21 protein-coding genes are annotated in these 17,954 nt (G+C 60.8%); 16 read left to right on the plus strand and 5 right to left on the minus strand.

Going from position 1 to position 17,954, the window contains the following annotated elements:
- Window positions 1–14: 14 nt before the first annotated feature.
- From E1832_RS06290 to E1832_RS06335, 12 genes are all read left to right on the plus strand, one after another.
- Window positions 15–860 (plus strand): abortive infection family protein, encoded by an 846-nt coding sequence (locus E1832_RS06290; protein WP_133358887.1) that lies wholly within the window; start codon window positions 15–17, stop codon window positions 858–860.
- Between the two features lie 59 nt (window positions 861–919).
- Complete coding sequence (locus tag E1832_RS06295) at window positions 920–2,011, plus strand: hypothetical protein (RefSeq protein ID WP_165978815.1); 1,092 nt, start codon at window positions 920–922, stop codon at window positions 2,009–2,011.
- A 248-nt stretch (window positions 2,012–2,259) separates the two neighbouring features.
- Window positions 2,260–2,826: a hypothetical protein gene (locus E1832_RS06300; RefSeq protein WP_133358889.1), complete on the plus strand. Its 567-nt coding sequence runs from the start codon at window positions 2,260–2,262 to the stop codon at window positions 2,824–2,826.
- Window positions 2,816–3,226, plus strand: coding sequence for a hypothetical protein (locus E1832_RS06305; RefSeq protein WP_133358890.1), 411 nt, complete (start codon window positions 2,816–2,818; stop codon window positions 3,224–3,226). Before E1832_RS06300 ends, E1832_RS06305 begins: the two co-directional genes overlap by 11 nt.
- 64 nt (window positions 3,227–3,290) lie before the next feature.
- Window positions 3,291–3,551, plus strand: coding sequence for a hypothetical protein (locus E1832_RS06310; RefSeq protein WP_133358891.1), 261 nt, complete (start codon window positions 3,291–3,293; stop codon window positions 3,549–3,551).
- A gap of 235 nt (window positions 3,552–3,786) precedes the next feature.
- On the plus strand, window positions 3,787–3,933 hold the full coding sequence (locus E1832_RS22460; protein WP_165978816.1) for a hypothetical protein: 147 nt from the start codon (window positions 3,787–3,789) through the stop codon (window positions 3,931–3,933).
- 268 nt (window positions 3,934–4,201) lie between these two features.
- A complete protein-coding gene (locus tag E1832_RS22465) occupies window positions 4,202–4,378 on the plus strand; it encodes a hypothetical protein (RefSeq protein ID WP_165978817.1) in 177 nt (58 codons plus the stop codon).
- Window positions 4,371–4,751 carry a DUF2293 domain-containing protein gene (locus tag E1832_RS06315; RefSeq protein ID WP_133358892.1) on the plus strand — a complete coding sequence of 127 codons (381 nt, stop codon included), beginning with the start codon at window positions 4,371–4,373 and terminating at the stop codon, window positions 4,749–4,751. The genes E1832_RS22465 and E1832_RS06315 overlap by 8 nt, the downstream gene beginning before the upstream one ends.
- 124 nt (window positions 4,752–4,875) lie before the next feature.
- On the plus strand, window positions 4,876–8,121 hold the full coding sequence (locus tag E1832_RS06320) for a hypothetical protein (protein ID WP_133358893.1): 3,246 nt from the start codon (window positions 4,876–4,878) through the stop codon (window positions 8,119–8,121).
- Entirely contained in the window at window positions 8,090–9,616 is a 1,527-nt protein-coding gene (locus E1832_RS06325) for a hypothetical protein (RefSeq protein ID WP_133358894.1), read from the plus strand. Before E1832_RS06320 ends, E1832_RS06325 begins: the two co-directional genes overlap by 32 nt.
- A gap of 31 nt (window positions 9,617–9,647) precedes the next feature.
- On the plus strand, window positions 9,648–9,908 hold the full coding sequence (locus E1832_RS06330; RefSeq protein WP_133358895.1) for a hypothetical protein: 261 nt from the start codon (window positions 9,648–9,650) through the stop codon (window positions 9,906–9,908).
- Window position 9,909: 1 nt separating this feature from the next.
- Window positions 9,910–10,446 (plus strand): terminase small subunit, encoded by a 537-nt coding sequence (locus E1832_RS06335; RefSeq protein ID WP_133358896.1) that lies wholly within the window; start codon window positions 9,910–9,912, stop codon window positions 10,444–10,446.
- 15 nt (window positions 10,447–10,461) lie between these two features.
- On the opposite strand, the gene E1832_RS06340 is transcribed toward E1832_RS06335, so the two are convergent.
- Window positions 10,462–11,475 carry a DUF4062 domain-containing protein gene (locus E1832_RS06340; RefSeq protein WP_133358897.1) on the minus strand — a complete coding sequence of 338 codons (1,014 nt, stop codon included), beginning with the start codon at window positions 11,473–11,475 and terminating at the stop codon, window positions 10,462–10,464.
- A 317-nt stretch (window positions 11,476–11,792) separates the two neighbouring features.
- Here E1832_RS06340 and E1832_RS06345 point away from each other — a divergent pair, with 317 nt between their 5' ends.
- Together E1832_RS06345 and E1832_RS06350 are read left to right on the plus strand one after the other, a co-directional pair.
- Window positions 11,793–12,035, plus strand: coding sequence for a pyocin activator PrtN family protein (locus E1832_RS06345; protein WP_280960202.1), 243 nt, complete (start codon window positions 11,793–11,795; stop codon window positions 12,033–12,035).
- Window positions 12,036–12,045: 10 nt separating this feature from the next.
- Window positions 12,046–12,378 (plus strand): hypothetical protein, encoded by a 333-nt coding sequence (locus tag E1832_RS06350; RefSeq protein ID WP_133358898.1) that lies wholly within the window; start codon window positions 12,046–12,048, stop codon window positions 12,376–12,378.
- Window positions 12,379–12,599: 221 nt separating this feature from the next.
- Here E1832_RS06350 and E1832_RS06355 read toward each other — a convergent pair whose 3' ends face one another.
- Window positions 12,600–13,694, minus strand: coding sequence for a tyrosine-type recombinase/integrase (locus E1832_RS06355; protein WP_133358899.1), 1,095 nt, complete (start codon window positions 13,692–13,694; stop codon window positions 12,600–12,602).
- 101 nt (window positions 13,695–13,795) lie between these two features.
- On the opposite strand from E1832_RS06355, the gene dusA reads away from it, so the two are divergent.
- On the plus strand, window positions 13,796–14,821 hold the full coding sequence (dusA, locus tag E1832_RS06360) for a tRNA dihydrouridine(20/20a) synthase DusA (RefSeq protein WP_133358938.1): 1,026 nt from the start codon (window positions 13,796–13,798) through the stop codon (window positions 14,819–14,821).
- A gap of 72 nt (window positions 14,822–14,893) precedes the next feature.
- On the plus strand, window positions 14,894–15,718 hold the full coding sequence (locus E1832_RS06365; RefSeq protein WP_133358900.1) for a sulfite exporter TauE/SafE family protein: 825 nt from the start codon (window positions 14,894–14,896) through the stop codon (window positions 15,716–15,718).
- A 169-nt stretch (window positions 15,719–15,887) separates the two neighbouring features.
- Here E1832_RS06365 and E1832_RS06370 read toward each other — a convergent pair whose 3' ends face one another.
- The 3 genes from E1832_RS06370 to ccmI are packed head-to-tail and all read right to left on the minus strand — an operon-like array spanning window position 15,888 to window position 17,829.
- Window positions 15,888–16,118 (minus strand): DUF1289 domain-containing protein, encoded by a 231-nt coding sequence (locus E1832_RS06370; RefSeq protein ID WP_133358901.1) that lies wholly within the window; start codon window positions 16,116–16,118, stop codon window positions 15,888–15,890.
- The gene (gene ruvX, locus E1832_RS06375) at window positions 16,115–16,597 is read right to left on the minus strand and encodes a Holliday junction resolvase RuvX (protein ID WP_133358902.1); all 483 of its coding nucleotides are present in this window, start codon (window positions 16,595–16,597) and stop codon (window positions 16,115–16,117) included. The genes E1832_RS06370 and ruvX overlap by 4 nt, the downstream gene beginning before the upstream one ends.
- A complete protein-coding gene (gene ccmI / locus E1832_RS06380; RefSeq protein WP_133358903.1) occupies window positions 16,594–17,829 on the minus strand; it encodes a c-type cytochrome biogenesis protein CcmI in 1,236 nt (411 codons plus the stop codon). Before ccmI ends, ruvX begins: the two co-directional genes overlap by 4 nt.
- Between the last annotated feature and the right edge of the window lie 125 nt (window positions 17,830–17,954).

The following is a 17,954-nucleotide window of genomic DNA, read 5'->3' on the forward strand; positions in this document are numbered from 1 at the left end:
GGAGAAGAAGAAACATGGACGATAAAATCCCGTCACCAGTCATCGGCGTGTTGGGTGAGGTCTTCAGCGATCACTACACGCATTCGGATATTGACCGGCTTTTCACCTACGCGGACGCGCCGGGGGATGCTCCGGAGGGCAACAAAGTCAAGAAAACCGTCGAATGGTTGCGATGGACCAACAAGCAAACCGAAAGGCCGTTGGAAGTGCTGGGGACACTCTTGGAGGACCTTCTCGAAAAGGAGCCTTGGGATTCCGCCTACAGTCCACCTTGGGCTACCGATGATGAGCCGGAATGGTCTGTCACCCTGCGAAGTCGCCAAGATCGCATTCGTACCGCCTTGGGCAAGGCAGGGCTGGCCTATTCTTCTGGCGGACATGTGGGATCCGCATCAGCTACACCCACGGCGTCACTGCGGGAAATGATCGAACGCGGCGGGTTATCAGCCGTTGCAGTGGAAATGACACGGGCACTCAAACAGGTTGAGGGCGATCCGAATGCCGCTGCCCACTACGCCGGGAATGTGCTGGAAGCTGCGCTGAAAGCCTACCTTACCAAGAAGGGCGTCACGTTCAACGATCAGAGCGAGACTTTGAATGGCCTTTGGCAACTCACACGCGATGATCTTGGGATCAACCCGAAAAACCTCGAAGCCAAGGACCTGAAAAAGATCGCGTCCGGGCTGAACAGCATAGTTGATGGGACGATGTATATGAGGAACAAGAAGAGCGGCGCGCATGGTCGAACAGAGGACCAGTTGCGCGCCGCGGTTCTTCGCCCGCGCCATGCTAGGTTAGTCATCCATTCGGCGCATACGCTGGCGGCATATGTTCTGGAGTGCCTCGCGGACGCTCCATAGAAACATGAAGCCCGCACCACTATATTGTGAGCGTCGGGCGCAAATGAATCATAGGTATAGTGATGGCGGATGATAGCGATGAAGGCGAAGGGGAAGGCCGCAGGGCCTTTGATCTATCTGAGCTGACTGGGTTCGGCGAGGACTATTTCAGCGCATCCGATAGGCTTGCCAGAGAGTACGAGAAGCTGAACCCGTCGCTATCTGCGATCACGAAAGCCTTTGAGGTGTCCGGGTTGGGAAGTCTATCCAGCGTCATGGATGCGGCTGGGATGAACGCTGCTCAACAGGCACTTGGTTTGGGCAAAACCGGCGAAATCGGGCAGATCATGGACGATCTGACAGGCACCAAGGCGCTCGCCGAAGCGACCCGCAGCCTTCAAATGCCGAGTGTTGGAATTCTTGCTGACCTTACCAAGAGCCTCGACTTGGTGGGTTTCAACGCGGCGGCCCAACGAATCCTAGACACGGATAGCATGGTCGGAAGCACCTTCTCTCGCCTGACGCAGGATTTGCAAACCGGCATCGCGGTACAGGCGATGCGCGCCATGGAAATGCCGGGCCTGCAAAATATTCTTGGAACTCTGAACACGGGCGGCATTGGACGGGCCATTGCCGATGCAAACCTCGCGCTTGGTGTCGGGCTGCCTGCAACGTTTGGGCAGGATTTGCAGTCGGCGGTTGGTGGCCTCGCCAACCATATGGGCGCGATGGGGGAAATTGGCCGCGCCCATCAGGCGGCATTCGAGAGTTTCCGGCTTACAAACCTTGAGACGCTGTTGGCCAAATCGTTGGCGGTCCATGAAGCGCTGCTGGAAGAACAGCAACAAGCTACGCTCGACGCGAAGGCCGAGGCGAAGTTCAACAGGCGTTTGGCCGTGGTACTCGCAGTCATCAACATCATCATGCTCCTAATGTCGATGGTCGGCACGATAGAGGACTGGATGACCGATGAAGACGCCGCGACGAAGGCCAACACCGCCGCAATCGTGGAAATGCGTGACGCCTTTGACGCCATGGCGAGCGAAATGGAAGCCATGCGCGCGACACAGGAAGCCGAAGCAGAACGGCAGTCGGAAGCCGATGCTGAAATCGCTGGGATACTACGGGATATTGCCGACGCTCTTGCTGACCGAACGGAGACTGACGAATGACGATGTGGAAGCGGATTCCTCAACGCTAGTCCGGTCGCATAGTTATCATAGGGCGCTGTGGACCTGAAACACATTCTCCAAAAAAGGTAGTTGACAATCCGTCCGCGGCATGAACCGTTCGTGTCCCTCGCTTGACATTTTGATTCGTTTCATGTACAAGTGAAGCACATTCAGAGAACGCTGATGGCGTTCTAGACAGTGCCGGGGGCACTGTGAATCTTCACCGAAAAACAGAAATGGAGGGTCCAGTGGATCAGGGACTCCACACCGTATCCGTGCGGGATATTTGCGCGGTCTATGACGTAACTACTCGCACCGTTAACCGGTGGCTGAATGAAAGCGGCGAACCCGCGCCACGTTTCCGGGGTGGGGAAGAAGCCTACTTCGCGATAGCAGACTTGATGCTACGCATTCCGCGTGACCCTGCGCCGTTGCTGTCGTTGGATCGCCAGCGGCGACCGGACGCATCGCCCGAGATCGGTTTAGGCTACGAGATCACCAAGCGCGCAAAGCGCCTCTGGATGGTTATTACGCCCGAGCAGCGGCAGAAAATGTCCGAGGTGCAGGCGGCATATCGAGAGGCGGTGGCGCGTGCCTTCTGGGAAAAGGTCCTGTTTCTGGACTCGGATCACCTCACGCAATCTCTCTCGCTGCATCCTGCCATCCTACAGGCTGTGGTCGGAAATGCCGATTTGCCAGAGGACTGGGAAGACTTCTGCATCGCATTCACCCTCGCAAACACGTCGCCTAAGAGCCTTTGGCGGCTGACGAAATCACATACCTATAACGAAGGAAAAACTACCCATGCCGCATGATAGCGATTTTCAGATCACCGACGAGATGATCGAATTCAACACCGAAGCCCGTGGCGCGACCGCTGCGCTATTGGAAAACCTCAAATCCACATCCGCCGGTGCGCGCCTATCGGCCACCATCGCCAAGGTTACTGGATTGGTGGCCCAGAGATACGGGGTCGTGATCGACAGTGATAGCGCCCTTATGTTGCCGGGTGTCAAAGCGGCGGTGATGGGGTCTGACCTTCTTGATGAAGACAGTCTCTTGTTTGCCGCCGAGCAAAAGATTGCCGCCGTGGCCTTCAAGGCTCTGGGTGGGTCTAACGGGGGAGGGGCCAGCGACACACGAGTCCCCGACAACTTCGATACTATGTCCCCTCAGGCGCGCATCAACTGGGCGCGACAGAACGGGGTTGCGTGATGAGCTGGCAAGATAAGCAACTAATCGTTCTCCAAGCGAACGTTGGTACGGGGAAGGCGGTTCAATGATTGCCGATATCGACCGCGTCACCGACCAGCTTAAGGCCGAACTGGCGCAGATCGCAGCCGTGCACGGAGTCGCAGTGGTGGACCTGCGCGCGAGCGAGGTCCGCAGCCGCTACGGTGTAAACGGAACCGTGATGGCGCGGGCGCTGCGCAACGCTGGATTTTGGCTGTGCGATGACAACCGCTGGCGAGCGATTGCGGGCGCGTCACAGATCGCAATTACAGGGACGACCAGCGACGGGGGCACTCCCGCCCCCTGAGGCGTTGGGGAAGGGCGGGGCGTCTGCCACGGCAGTCAGCCCGCCCGATGACCAATCCCCCGCGACAAGTCCAGCGGCGCGGGGTGGGGAGTGTGGCCCCCGAGGGGCGGCGGTTTCGTGTCACGCCGCCGCCCCACTATCAGAATACCTGCGCGACCGCAGAACCGTGCCGGACAGGCGGCGGGGTGGTGGAAGGTAACTGTCCCGCGCGCCACGCATCGAGAAAGGAAAGAGTATGACGAAGGCACAGGTCGCGACGGCGGAAGTGATGGAGATTTGCGAGAAGCTGGATGATCTGAGCGCGAATCCGGTGAACGGCGGGGACATGGTCCGCTTACTCGGTCTCTCAAGAAAGCACTGGATCGGCAGGCCCGCGAGATGAAGAAGCAGGCCGATATAGGCCTGTGTCAGGAAAACCGGACATTTCCCGTTGCAGCGCCGCAACACGGCCCGAAAAGCGACACATGCAATGCGGGATTGTGGGCGGTGAAGATCACCCAAAAGGGCGTCTTTTCGTCTTCATGACGAACCATTTTTGATCGGACGGTCAAGGAGTCGTCTTTAAGGTAAATGTCCGAATTTAATGAATATTTTCAGAGTTCGCAGTTGCGGCTATGCTGGTCATGCAACCATGAGAAGGAGAACTAAGCATGACCGTAGATCAGACAATCACCGGCGCCATGACCTTGAGTGACACTATCGCAGAAAGTGTCCTGTCCAGCCGTTCGAACGGGGCGGCAATCGCCGCAGCAGAACAGCTTCTGATCGTCCTGAGGGCGCAGGCCGAATTGATCGGGCGCGATAACGTGGTGCCGCTTAATGGATAAGCCGCGCATCAAGTTAAAGGTATGGGGCAAGGACCGCAATTTTAACCACCTCAAGTGCTGTGCGCTTTCGCGTACACGGGAAGGCGACCCGCGTTACTACAAGGAGGCCGAGGAACAGCACGGGGAACGTGCAATGGTCAATTACATCCGTCATGAGTACACCAATTATGATGACCTCATTGAACGGGGATATGACCGTGACGAAGTCCGCCCGTTGGTGCTTCGAAGGATCGGGGAAGCGTACCCCTCCCTGCTTAGGGAGTGCACCCGTCAGGGCGCGGATATGACGGGCTACAAGTTTGATCTGGTGCCTAACGAGCAAGGAATCTTGCAACGTGTTTGGCGGCACGATCAAGTCGCCAGACCCGTCTAATACAACACGATAGAGCCGTCCCCTAACGGGGGCACAACGTAAGATCGGACCCACCGAATACAATGTCCGCACAACGCCGATTCAGGCGGCGGGTGAGGTGCGTCCAAAATATGGAGCAGTAAAAATGAATCTTTCAGCGGCGCAGGCGTTCGAGACCGCCGGGGCAGGAGCACGGGAAGCGTGGGCGGAGGTGATCCAGTTCCCCATTAACCTGATGGGGGGCCGCGTTAGCGGCGGCAAGACTGCCGAACCGGCGTTCGACATGGAAGCGGAGCGCGGCGAGGATATCAACGACGCCGCCACCTACGGCGGAATGTCGGAAGGGCTTGCGGAGTTTCTGAACAAGGACGCCACGTTCCTGATCGGCCAGATGTGGGGCGCAAAGGATCGCCGCAACACACAGGACGGCGATTGGCAGGCTGTGACCATGCCGTGGGGCCGCTGGATCGAAGGCGGACCCGCGACGGGCAAGCGCCCGGTGTGGGGCTTCTCCCGCCACCCAGAGGGAAAGCACAAGGAAGGGGCATCCATCGTTCTAGGATCGTCAATCGAAGGCGCGCGCAAAGCAAATGCAATGGACGAGATGTACGCCCTTGGTCTCGATATCGACTCCGGGGCGGCGCTGGATGATGTAATCGCCACGGTCCGCCGCAAGAACCTGTGCGCCCTGATCTATACCAGCCACAGCCACGGCAAGCGCGGCCTTGAGCTAAAGCGCGATGACGTCATGCGCAAACTCGGGATCGACACGGACCCGACCTTGCCGCAGGTACAAGAGTATCTGAGGGCGCACAGCAAGAGCCGGTACGAGGAATCTTTCGTCGCCGCCGTGACCATCGCAGACCAAAAGCGCCAGACCAAGGAAGGCGTTAAGATTGCGCTGGACACACCGCCGCTGGATAAGTTCCGCATCATCTTCCCGCTTGCCGACGCGGTGAAGCTGATCGACCTTGCTCCAACGCAGTCTGCGGCCCTTGAGGTGTGGGAAGACAAGATCACCGGCATGGCCCAGCGTGAACTTGGAATCCACTTCGACACGTCGTGTACTGACCCGTCGCGCCTGTTCTATACCGCGCGGCATGCCAAGGAATCCGAATGGGACTGCCTGATCCTGTGGGGCGAACCGCTGCGGTTCGAAGACGTGCCCACGATGAAAAAGGCGGAGTATACCCGGACCCGTGGCGGCGGCAACGCGTTCAGCATCGCCGGGGGCGATGCTGAAAAAGCGCCCGAGGCCGTCACCCCGTCCGGGAAGAGCCTCAACGAATGGCACTTCAGTCGCGGCGGCGCGAAAGACAGATTCCAACTGGCGTCTTTGCTGGAAGACCTGTGCCCGGACAAGATCCGCCATGCCGGGGGCGAGGCTCAGGGGCAGGTGCACACAGAATGCCCGTTCGAGCATGAGCACTCGAAATGGGGCGGCACCGCCACGATGGCAATCGACGCCATGGACGCAGACAGAGGCTATTGGACGTGGTTCTGTCACCACGACTCCTGCCAAGGACGGCACAAGCTTCAGTTTCTGGAAGAGGCCTTGAATCAAGGTTGGTTTACAGAGGAAGACCTATTCAACGAGGATGGGCCGTACCTGTTGCCGCCGGGCGAGGAAGTCACCGGCACGCCAGGACGGCAAGACAGTGGTTCGGAAGTGGCCGCGTCAGCGGCTGACGCCGCCAACTACTTCGTACAGGCCGGGGAATTCGACAAGAACACCCGAGGGGTGGACGTCGAAAAGTGGATGAAGCAATTCGCTGGTAAGGAACTGGACCCGGCGGACAAAAACCAAATCACCGATATCATCGTGGAACGGACGCCGCTCGGTAAGCGCGATGTAAACAAGATGTGGTCCAAGGTGGACCGCGTAAAAGAGCGCATGGCGGCGAACGAGGCTAAGGCCAAGGCGGACGACTCCGGCGTGATCATGACGGACGGCGACTTCACCGACATGTGCGACAAGGCGCAGGGCATGGTAGACGCGGCTAACGCCGCCACGCCCTTCCTGTTCGTCCGGGGCGGGGAACTGTGCACCGTGCAAGAGGACGATGGAATCTCCGGCATCAAGGTTCTGTCGTCGCAAGGTGCGTTTGCTTACTACCTCAACACGGCGGCACGGTTCGCCAAGCGCATGGGCGATGACGTACAAGGCGCGCCTGCACCTATCGAGGTGGAAAAGCACCTGTATCACGCGCCGCGTAATCGCTACCCCGGCTTGAAGGGTGTGACGTCCAATCCGTTCTTTACGAAAACTGGTGATCTGGTGACACAGCCGGGATATCACGACGAGTCTCAGATGTACTACGCGCCCGGTGATTTTGTGGTCCCCGGCGTCAGCCGGAATCCGTCACTGGAGGAGGCCAAGGCCGCGATTGATATGCTGGCGGATGCACTGGCAGACTTCCCCTTCGATGGGCTGACCCGCGCGCAGATCAAAGAACAGTTTTGGGAAGGTGGAGTCCCGTCTCTGGTCAACTTCCTGTCGGCGCTTCTGCTGCCGTTCATGCGTGAAATGATCGACGGCAGGACGCCGGGGCACGCGATCAACAAGCCCTGTCCCGGCACCGGTGCAAGCTACCTTGTGGATGTTCTGAGTATCATCAATACCGGGGAAGATACGCCCGCGCACAAACCATCCGAGGACAAAGCGGAGTTTGCCAAGGCGCTGGTGGGGCTGTTGCTGGACGGTGACCCTATCATCAACTTGGATAATATCAGCGCCGGTATGGATAGCGGAGAACTTGCGGCGGCGATGACATCAAGCAAATACTTCCCCCGGATTCTCGGGAAGTCTGAGACCCGGAAGATTGCCGTTACTTGCCTTTGGCTTCTGACTGCGAACAAGCTGGAACTGTCCGATGAACTGAAACGGCGCTGCATCCTGATCGCTCTGAATGCCAACATGGAAAATCCGGAAGACCGGACGGGATTCCAGCGCTCCGATATCCGGGGATATGTCCGCGAGAACCGGGCGGAATTCGTTCATGCTTGCCTGACGATCATTCAATTCTGGGTAGCCTCAGGCATGGAACAGGATGACACCAAGCACCTAGCCTCATTCGAGAACTGGGCGCGCGTCATGGGCGGGGTGTGGAAAGCATGTGAGGTGCCGGGATTCATGGGCAACATGCACATGTTGAAAACACTGACCGATGGCAAGCGCGACGAAATGGGCGAGTTGATTCAGGCGCTGGTGGATGCTGCGGTATCGACCGACAAGGAATTGACTGCCGAGTCCTACCTGTTCAAGGCGCGCAAGGCAGGGAGCGACGACAAGTTCCTGAGCGTGATGGGCGTGCTGAACGCGTTCGAAGAGCCGCCACGGTTCGCGAAATGGGGAGGCGTTGAACGAGTCGAAGGCTGGTCTCGCCTCTGACGATCTGTGGACTCGTCTCGCAAACAGCCTGCGCGGCTACACCGGCGACGCACAGGGCCAAATCCGGCGCATGGGCGACGAACTGGACCTGTCCAAGGTGCAGGCCACATCGCTGCACAGCGCCCTTACCGCCGCGATCAACACCGATGACCCGTCAGCATATGCCGACGCCCTGCGCGGCGTTAGAGGCCAGCTAACCGCAGTTTCCGGCGGCGTCGAGAACATGACCGGAAGTCAGCGGGCTTTCTATGAAATGCTGGTGGAGTCCGAGGACAAAGCCCGCCAATTGGCGGCGCTGGACATGGCTACCCCCGTGTCCGCTGCAGCGGATGAAGCCGCCCGGCTGGCGGAAAAATTCGGGCTATCGCTGGGGCTGGCCCGCCAACTGGCGAACGTGGGTAAGAAGCCGGGCGGAACCGTGTCTGGTTTCGAATCCAATGACCCTCGGAATCCATCGAATGCCGGTAAGTGGACCGGCGGTTATTCCACGTCATGGGAAGCTTGGACCCCGAAAAAATCGCGGGGCGGGGGCGGCGCAAATCTGACCGACGATCTGACCCGCACCACGGCGGCGATGCGTGAGCAGGGACTCGCATTGGAGGCGCTGGCAGCGGGCCGTTACAGCAGCGAAGAGGCCGCGCGCCTGTGGGCGCAGGCCATGGTTGAAGGCAACGGCACCATCGACGCGCAGACCGCCGCAATGCTGGTGAATATCGACACGATGGCCCAACGCAATGAGGCCATGCGCAACGCGCCTGCCGACTTCGGCAAGGAACTGGCAGCGGGCACTGAGACAGCGCTTGAAAACGCCATTCGGGAGGGCCTGACCGGCGGCAAACCTTCGATACAAAACTTTGCCAAGGCCATTCAATCGCACGTCGCCGGGGCGCTGGCAAAATCGCTCGCAACGAAAATTACAAGCGGTCTAGGCCTTGACCGGCTGTTCAACGCAGGCGGGACCACAGCGGCAGCCCAAATGCAGGCTGGAATTGTGACCGGGGGTAACATCGCCGCCCAAACCATCGCGCAGGCGGTGGCGACCGGCAACGCGACAGCCGCAGCAACCGGCGGGGGCGGTGGGTCCGGAAATTGGCTATCGACCGCCTTGAATTTCGCTGTGTCGGCGTTCACCGGCGTTCCGATGTTCAAAGAAGGTGGATTCAGTGACGCTCCACACCCGTTCGCCAATGCCCCGCACTATGCCGAGGGTACATCCAACACGTCGAACGGAATCCCCGCTGTGCTGCACCCGAACGAGGCAGTCGTGCCCCTGACGCGTGGACGTAAAATTCCGGTTGAGGGCGCAGGCGGCGGGGGCAACAACTTCGGCGACATCAACATCGCTACCACCGTGAACGTAGAAGGGGACTCCAACGCTGAGGACTCCGCCAAGATCGCGCAGGCGGTGGGCGAGACAGTGGACGGCCGCATTCGCCAGATTTTGGCTGAAGAATCCGCCTACGGCGGCATCATGAACCCGCGCGGCGGGTACTGAGCCACCCAAATCGAGCACAGAAAGAAAGAACATGAATCACCTGAAAATCATCGAACGCGGCGGACGCGTATCTGCGCCGCTGGCACTGGAAAAAGGCCCGCATGCAGTCATCGCAGAAGGCACCCGCGACGGCGCAGGCCTGCGCATCGGCTGGCAGCTATTCCCGCTGACCGGCCTAAACATCATCGAACTGGAAGGCGGCACCACCACCGCCGAACTTGTCAACACCGGTCCAGACACCGACGCTGCAATCTACCTCGCCAAGCTCCACCCCGTCGCGGGGGGCAACTGACATGGCCCGCCTTGGAAACCACAAACATGAGCAATTTTCTCAACTAATCGCCGCAGGCGGCAAGCAGCGGGAGTCGTACATCGCCTGCGGGTATAGTGAAAAGAACGCAAAATCGCACGCCAGCCACCTAGCGGCTCGCCCGGACGTGAAGGCCCGGATTGAGGAATTGCAGGGGCAGGCGCTGGCACCGGTCATCGGCAACATCGACCTCCCGTGGCTCACTGTGCCATGGCTTGCGGCCCAGTATGACCTAATCAGACAGAAGGCCATGGCGGCTGGGGACATGAAAACTGCGTCCGCGACAGTGAAGAACGTTCAAAGCCTCATTGACCTTGAGTCACGCCTAGCCACCGAGAAAGCAGCCCCCCCCACGCCGGTGGCCCGAATAGACGTCAACGCCCTTGGCGGCATCTTGGGGAAGGTGGAAAACATCGTGAAGGCATCCAAGGCCCCGGCACCGGGGTGCGTGGAACTCGACTCGACGGTCCCCGCCGTCGTCAAGCTGCGGGCATACCGGGCGGCTGATCGCGCGACATGAGCGCGACCGGCAATTTCATTGCTCAGTGGTCATTGCTCTACGCCGAACCATTTCCTGCATTCCCATATCGGTAAGAGACCAAAACAGATTAACGCCACCACCTACGGTTTTCGCGGTTTTTACCGACACAAGATTCAGCGCCATGAGCTGAATCTTAATGGTTTGAAACAGTTCATCGGTCATTACAAACGATCTCCCGCTCCTGTTTCCCGTGTTGAACCTTCTCCAGACGCCTTCGCAAATAATAGGGCCAACTGTCCTATCGGGTTTTGCCTGCATCAAATGGGGTGCCAACAACTCGAATATCTCTCCAAGGCTGGTGGCTATCTCGATGCTAGATGTCGTTGATGAGTATTGGCCCGGCCTTGTATGTGAGTACTTCCCGGTTAGGGTGATGAACGTATCCAATCCTGCAAGGTTCTCCGGTACGGCAACCTGCGGCTTTGCTTCCGCCAAAACCTGTTTCAAGCGCTCGTTTTCCTCCTGAACAGCGACTAGCCGTTCAAGAGTTTCCTGAGAGGATGATTGGTCACCTCTAATCCATCCGGGCCGGTGTTTGGTTGCCTTGGCGTAATCCAACGCTTCGCGGATCGCCAGCTTAAGACCGTCTGTGGTTGTCCAGCCCTTGCGCAGCCTTCCGTCCGAAACAGTGGCAATGAACGCTTCCAATTTGGCCCGTTTCTCCGGATGGTCTTCCGTCTTGTTGGCGGGAAGTTCACCGCGCTCGTCCCGTAGCATAACGAGTACCGGGACACCGATTTCGACTGCGTAGTCATATTCTTTTTCGGTATAGCTTTTTCCGTCAGGAGCTAGAGAGCCATAGCGACCAGCGATTATGAGCACATAGTAATCGCACTGCGAGATAATGGTTTTGATGAACTCGAACTGTTCTTCGTCGGCTGCGGGAAATGCTTCCATGCCGACCGGGAAGTCCCCCGCGCGAATGATTGTCTGTTCGACGGCTTTACGCTCTTCCTTCAGGTCCTCATAGGTCGAGCTAATGAAAACCTGATACCTCTTCTCGCTCATGAAATCGGGCCTCTACTTATTATCGCTTTGCACGCATCGTGCATTGATTAGCGCGAACCTGCAACCTCTAGGCGACATGCCGTATCGATTTTACACCGTTCTATTCGACGGTAGCTACAAACCCCATCCCAATGATGCAAGAAAGTCGTCTTTAAGACGAATAACATGTTGATAACGTGTATTTTTTTTAGATCTTGGGTGTGATTCAGGATTGCAAAACGTGTTGCACGATGCTAGGTGAAACCTACCGAAACACGGAAAGGAATTCGGCATGAAGCACTAGTAAAAGGAGACCTATATTGAACACACAGTTCCTGTTGATGGCCCGGTATGAGGGCGCAACGATGATCCCGGCGGACACCGTCCGCGAAGACTTTTTCCCACACCTGACCCGTCCCAAGTTCCTGCGAAAGATCGCGGACGGGGATATCAAGTTGCCGGTGGTCCAGATGGAAGAAAGTCAGAAGAGCGCCAAGGGTTTCGATATCCGCGACCTTGCCGCATACTATGACGAACGGCGGGACCAAGCCCGCCGCGATTTCGAAAAATTGCATCACTGAGGGCGGCGGTATGATTAAGAAATACACCCGCGAGCGCCTCTATTCTCGCCCCGATCTGACCGAACGGGGATGGACGAAATCCATGCAGGATAGGTACCTGCCGGAACCGGACGATTTCAGGGAGAACCCGCATTATAAATGCGCCGGAGTCATGCATTTGTGGCTGCGGGCGCGGATTCACCGCATCGAAAAAGGTAAAAGGTTTCAGGCGACCAAGGCGCGGGCTGACGCCCGTCGCGCCAAGTTGCCAGAGCGGCAGAGCAAGCCGCGCATGACAGCCTTGGAACGTAGGCAGACGGAGCATGACGCGGCATATGCTGCGGGGGATGGCTACTATGACTGAGCAAGCAATGCCCGATGGTGTAGAAGTCGCCCGCACTGCCCTTGTAGCCATGGGGTGGGATGGCGTAGATCAAGGCCCAGTCGCCGCTCTAATCTACTTCCTGACGCAGGAGATTAAGGCGGAGGGATACCCCGGCGAGAGTACAAGAAGTATGCTTCACGCTATCGCGGAGCATTACGGGTGAAGTGAAACAGGTATGCCCCCGTTAGGGGGGCACCTGTTCAGGTGACAGCTTCAATCCATTTCCAGTCCTGATACTTGTCACCGCTTTGGCGGACGTGGGTGTAACGCTCTAGGCTCTTCCATGCCTTGTGACCGGTCACTGCGGCGAGTTGCGGGACCGTACGCCCCATTTCAGCTAAGCGGCTGGTGCCTTCATGCCTGAGGTCATGGAAATGCAAATCCTCTATACCGAGGAACTTGCAGGCTTCCGTGAACCTGCGGCTGACCGTGTCGCTGTTGTACGGGAATATCCGGTCTTTCTTCCGGGGCATGGTGTCGATGATGGCACAGCACGGGTCGGGAAGTTCCACCCACGTATCAACGCCCCTCTTAGCGCCGGGGTTTTTCATCTTTCGAACGAGGACTCGCTTGTGGTCTGGTTCGTAATCACCCCACGCAATCCGCAGAATCTCCGCCTGACGGCGGGTGCTGAAAATCGCAAAGGCCGTGATGATGTGCATAGGCATCGTGCGGGTGTCTGCTTCTGTGGCCTGCTGGAAATGCTCCATAAGCCTGTCCAGTTCTTCCAGCGTGGGGCGGCGCGTCCGCTCTTCCGGCTTGCTGACGAAGCCCATGGTGCCGCAAACCTTCTGGGCGTCCTGCATAGCCTGCGAGTTCAGGGGATAGCCCCAGAGGGGGCGGGCGGTTGAGAACACCCCAGACAGGTGCGAGAGGTAGTTGAGGGCCGTCGCCGGGGAGTTCAGGCCGGGGCGCTTGTGCAGTTCCTTGACGAAGGCAACGATATGGTGGGACTCGATCTGGTCGCAGGCCATGTTCGCTATGTCGTACTCGTCCCGGATCGTTTTCAGCACCTGCGCCTTGGTCTTCCCGATTTCCCGCATGGACTCCTTGACGTACTGGTCTATGGCATCCCCGAGAGTCACGCCCTTTTCGCTACGCTTCTTGACTTCGCGACCGGCGGCGATATCCGCGTCAATCTCAGCCTCACGCTTCTTTGCCCATGCCTGAGCGGTCTTCAGTTTGTCAAAGGACCTTGTTTCAGTGTATCGCTTGCCGCTGGGGAGTGTCCTAGTGATCTGGGCTTTGTGCCCGGTTGATCCGTCCTTGCGCTGTACGGGTGGGAAGGTGGCCATTCTCGTATGACTCCGGTGTTGGTTCGTATGACTCCGAGTCATACAGTATGACAAAATGGGCGTAAATGGTCCAAAATAGGCCGAAATGGTATGACTCGGTGATGGTAAAAAAGACTGCAAAATCAAGCGTTTCAAGGGCTTCAAGGCTATCTATTGCCCCGATGATGGACTGGACCGATCGCCATTGCCGCTATTTCCACCGGCTGCTCAGCCGCGAGGCGTTGCTTTATACCGAGATGGTGACCGCGCCGGCACTGGTGCGGGGCGGCGCGCTGCATCTGTTGGACCACAGCCCCGAGGAGCATCCTGTCGCGCTGCAGCTGGGCGGCTCGGACCCGGCGGAACTGGCGCGGGCGGCGCGGCTGGGGGCCGAGGCCGGCTATGACGAGATCAACCTCAACTGCGGCTGCCCGTCGGACCGGGTGCAGTCGGGCACATTCGGCGCGGTGCTGATGACCCGGCCGGGGCTGGTCGCCGATTGCGTCGCGGCGATGCGGGACGCGGTGGATGTCGAGGTCACGGTGAAATGCCGCATCGGGGTCGACGACCAGGATCCGGACCAGGTGCTGCCGGATTTCCTCGCGCGGGTTTCGGCGGCGGGCTGCGGCCGCTTCACCATCCATGCGCGCAAGGCCTGGCTGCGGGGGCTGTCCCCGAAGGAAAACCGGGACATTCCGCCGCTCGATTACGATCTGGTGATGCGGATGAAGGCGGCGTTCCCGCATCTTCACCTTTCGGTGAACGGCGGCGTCGCCGCGCTGGATCAGGCAAGCGGCTTTCTCGATGCCGGGCTTGACGGGGTGATGATCGGGCGCGCAGCCTATCACACCCCGGCCGATATCCTCGCCGCGGCCGACCCGGTGATCTTCGGCACCGGCGCGGCGGCCGATCCGGTTCAGGTGGCGCGCGCCATGCTGCCCTATATCGACCGGCATATTGAGGCCGGCGGGCGGCTGCATCAGGTGACGCGGCACATGCTGGGCCTGTTCGCGGGGCGGCCCGGGGCGCGGGCCTGGCGGCGAATCCTGTCCGAGGGGGCGACGCGCCCCGGCGCCGGATCCGATCTGGTGGAACAGGCGCTGGCGCGGGTCGGGGCCGAGGCCTCGGCGCCACAGGGCGCGGACTGAGCGGCGCGGGGGTGCTGGCCCCCGCCTGCGGAACCGTGTAAGCCGCCGGAAAATCCAAACGAGGAAACCGCCATGCCCGATACGATGCTGCTGATGCAAATGCTGGTTCTGCTGCTGGTGATCGGCGCCCTGGCCGGGGTTCTGGCCGGGCTTCTGGGCGTCGGTGGGGGAATCGTTCTGGTGCCGTCCTTCTTCTATGCGTTCCAGACCCTGGGCTACGGCGGGCCGCAGCTGATGCAGATGTGCCTGGCGACCTCGCTGGCCACCATCATCGTGACCTCGGTCCGCTCGGTGCTGAGCCACAACAAGAAGGGCGCGGTCGACTGGACCATCCTGCGCGGCTGGGGCCCGGGAATCGCGCTTGGGGCCATCGTCGGCGTTCTGGTCGCCTCGTCGCTGCGCTCGAGCACGCTGCAGGGGCTGTTCGGCGTGCTGGGTGTCGTGATCGGCCTTTATCTGGGCTTCGGCAAATCCGAGTGGCGCCTGGGCGAGGCGATGCCAAAGGGCATCCGCCGCGCGGTGGTGTCGCCGATGGTGGGCTTTCTCTCGGTGCTGATGGGGATCGGCGGCGGCAGTTTCGGCGTGCCGCTGATGAGCCTTTACAACACGCCCATCCACCGGGCCGTGGCCACCGCGGCGGGCTTTGGCGTGATCATCGCGGTGCCCTCGGTTGCGGGGTTCCTGCTGCTGCCGATCGATGCGGCCAGCCGGCCGCCCTATACGGTTGGCGCTGTGAACATTCCCGCCTTCCTGGTGGTGATCGCGATGACGCTGAGCACCGCGCCGCTGGGCGTGAAACTGGCCCATGCGATGGACCCCAAGCCGCTGCGCCGGGTCTTTGCGGTGTTCCTGACGCTGGTGGCGCTGAACATGCTGCGCAAGGCGATGGGCTGGTAACAGCGCCTTTCGCAGGCTGCCGGCACGCCGTATCTGAAGCGAGAGGACGCCTGCGGCCTGTGATCCTGTCATGCCGCCGCCGGCTTGTTTTGGGCACGAATACCCCCGCCGCAGGCAGGGCGGGCCTCTGCGGGTGCTGGCCTTCAGGGCGGTCGGGGCGGCGGTGCGATCAGCCCTTCAGCCGGGCGGCGCGGCCGCCGCGGCGCCGGGTCAGGGCTGGCGCGCGGGCGGGCAGGTCGGCCATGATGTCGCGGCGCTCCTGCGCCGTCATGCGCGACCAGCGGGCGATCTCGTCCAGGCTGCGCAGGCAGCCGATGCAGATCCGCTCTTCGGGATGCACCACGCAGACCTGCACACAGGGGCTGTCCACCTCATCGCGGCTCCAGACCTGATCGTTCATGCGCTGCCTTCCGTCTTCATGTGACGCAGCCGGTCCAGCGCCCCCTGCAGGATAAACGAGGCCGCCACGTTGTCGATCCGCTCGGCGCGACGCTTTCGCGACGTATCCGCCTCCAGCAGGGCGCGTTCGGCCGCCACCGAGCTGAGGCGCTCGTCCCAGAACCCGATCGGCAGTTCGGTCAGCCGGGACAGGTTGCGGGCAAAGGCGCGGGTCGACTGACAGCGCGGCCCCTCGGTGCCGTCCATGTTGCGCGGCAGGCCCAGCAGGATGCCGCCGGCGTCGCGGTCGCGGGCGATCTGCAACAGATGCTCGGCATCGGGGGTGAATTTCTTGCGCCAGATGGTCTCCAGCGGGCTGGCCACCGCGCCGATCCGGTCGGAGACGGCGACGCCGATGGTCTTGTCGCCCAGATCCAGACCCACCAGTGCGGTCATCGGCGGCAGGGCGGCGGCAAACTCCTCGAAGGCGTCGAAGATCACCCGCCGATCCCCGCCTTTTGCGCCGCGTCCTCGATCTGTGCCAGCGCTGCGGCGTCCTCGGCGAATGTCTGTTTCGCCTCCGCATAGATCGCCCGGGCGCGTTCGGTCTCGCCCAGCACGCCGAGCGCGCCGATCAGCCGCGCCCATTCGGCGGGGCTGCCGCCCTCGCTCGCCAGCCGGTCGGACAGGCGGCCGACCATGCTGCGGATCATCTCCTGGCGATCGCCGGCGCTCATGTCGGCGGCGGCCGCCACATCCTCGGAACTGGGACCGGCCAGCATCGGCGCGCCGCCGCCGGCCGGCGGCAGGGCATATTCGACGCCGGCGCGCGCCGCCATCTGCTCGATCTGACCACGGATCGGGGCGATCCAATAGGCGTCCGGCGGACCCTGGCGCAGGGTTTCCTCCCAGATCCGGAAGGCGATGTCGGGCCGCCCGGTCTGGGCCATCATCACCCCCCAGTAATAGCGCGCGGGTCCGTTGGTCCGGTCGCGCTCCAGCGCACCGGCCAGCGCCGCCTCGGCCTGGGGCGAGACATAGCCGCCGGCGGCCATGATCAGCAGTTCGGCATAGTCCGAGAAATCCTGCGCCGCGGCGGCGTCCCCCTTGATCCGCAGCACCTGTTCCTTGGCCATGTAGGCGGCCTGGAAATTGCCGCTGTTGGCCTCGTGCTGGGCCAGCAGGTCGTGGCCGCGCGCATCGTCGGGGCGATTTGCCACGGTGCTGCGAAGCTGGTCGACCAGCGCCTTGTAGCCGTCATCGATCTCGCGCGGCGGCTGCGCCGGCATCTGCGCCTCGGCCGCCGCCTGGTCGGGGCGGGAATTGCGGAACTCGTCGGCCATGGCCAGCCGGTGCTTGAGCCCCAGATCGCCATAACCCGGCGCGCCGAGGCCACGGTAGAGCAGCACGGAGCCGGCGATCACCAGAACCGCCAGCGCCACCGCGGTGACCAGGGTCACCGCCTGAGGCTGGCCGCTGCCGCCCTGCGCCTTGCGGGCGGAGGCATCGGCGGCCAGGATGCGGCGCGACACCTCTGCGCGGATGCGCTCGGCATCGGCGGCACCGATCACGCCGCGCGCAAGGTCGCGGTCGATTTCCTTCAACTGGTCGCGATAGACCTGCAGGTCATAGGCCGCCGCAGGTCCGGCGCCGCCGCGCGCGCGCATCAGCGCCAGTGTGAGCAGCGCAGCCACTGCCAGCGCCATCGCCGATGTGATAATCCAGAACGTCATGACCACTCCCGTTTGGACATGATCTATAGGCGCGGGCCGCGCGAAAAAAGGGCAAATCGCCGCTTGGGGCCGTCATGTCGCAACTGTATCCTAGAACGGCGATTTGCGTCATGGCCCGTCAGCGG

It is taken from the genome of Antarcticimicrobium luteum, from assembly GCF_004358185.1.
In the GTDB taxonomy this organism is placed as follows: domain Bacteria; phylum Pseudomonadota; class Alphaproteobacteria; order Rhodobacterales; family Rhodobacteraceae; genus Antarcticimicrobium; species Antarcticimicrobium luteum.

What these genes read in the sequence shown, in the direction of transcription:
- E1832_RS06290 (WP_133358887.1), top strand. Translation starts at nt 15, where the DNA reads ATGGACGATAAAATCCCGTCACCAGTCATCGGCGTGTTGGGTGAGGTC.
- E1832_RS06305 (WP_133358890.1), top strand. Translation starts at nt 2,816, where the DNA reads ATGCCGCATGATAGCGATTTTCAGATCACCGACGAGATGATCGAATTC.
- E1832_RS06310 (WP_133358891.1), top strand. Translation starts at nt 3,291, where the DNA reads ATGATTGCCGATATCGACCGCGTCACCGACCAGCTTAAGGCCGAACTG.
- E1832_RS22460 (WP_165978816.1), top strand. Translation starts at nt 3,787, where the DNA reads ATGACGAAGGCACAGGTCGCGACGGCGGAAGTGATGGAGATTTGCGAG.
- E1832_RS22465 (WP_165978817.1), top strand. Translation starts at nt 4,202, where the DNA reads ATGACCGTAGATCAGACAATCACCGGCGCCATGACCTTGAGTGACACT.
- E1832_RS06315 (WP_133358892.1), top strand. Translation starts at nt 4,371, where the DNA reads ATGGATAAGCCGCGCATCAAGTTAAAGGTATGGGGCAAGGACCGCAAT.
- E1832_RS06320 (WP_133358893.1), top strand. Translation starts at nt 4,876, where the DNA reads ATGAATCTTTCAGCGGCGCAGGCGTTCGAGACCGCCGGGGCAGGAGCA.
- E1832_RS06330 (WP_133358895.1), top strand. Translation starts at nt 9,648, where the DNA reads ATGAATCACCTGAAAATCATCGAACGCGGCGGACGCGTATCTGCGCCG.
- E1832_RS06335 (WP_133358896.1), top strand. Translation starts at nt 9,910, where the DNA reads ATGGCCCGCCTTGGAAACCACAAACATGAGCAATTTTCTCAACTAATC.
- E1832_RS06340 (WP_133358897.1), bottom strand. Translation starts at nt 11,475, where the DNA reads ATGAGCGAGAAGAGGTATCAGGTTTTCATTAGCTCGACCTATGAGGAC.
- E1832_RS06350 (WP_133358898.1), top strand. Translation starts at nt 12,046, where the DNA reads ATGATTAAGAAATACACCCGCGAGCGCCTCTATTCTCGCCCCGATCTG.
- E1832_RS06355 (WP_133358899.1), bottom strand. Translation starts at nt 13,694, where the DNA reads ATGGCCACCTTCCCACCCGTACAGCGCAAGGACGGATCAACCGGGCAC.
- dusA (WP_133358938.1), top strand. Translation starts at nt 13,796, where the DNA reads ATGGTAAAAAAGACTGCAAAATCAAGCGTTTCAAGGGCTTCAAGGCTA.
- E1832_RS06365 (WP_133358900.1), top strand. Translation starts at nt 14,894, where the DNA reads ATGCCCGATACGATGCTGCTGATGCAAATGCTGGTTCTGCTGCTGGTG.
- E1832_RS06370 (WP_133358901.1), bottom strand. Translation starts at nt 16,118, where the DNA reads ATGAACGATCAGGTCTGGAGCCGCGATGAGGTGGACAGCCCCTGTGTG.
- ccmI (WP_133358903.1), bottom strand. Translation starts at nt 17,829, where the DNA reads ATGACGTTCTGGATTATCACATCGGCGATGGCGCTGGCAGTGGCTGCG.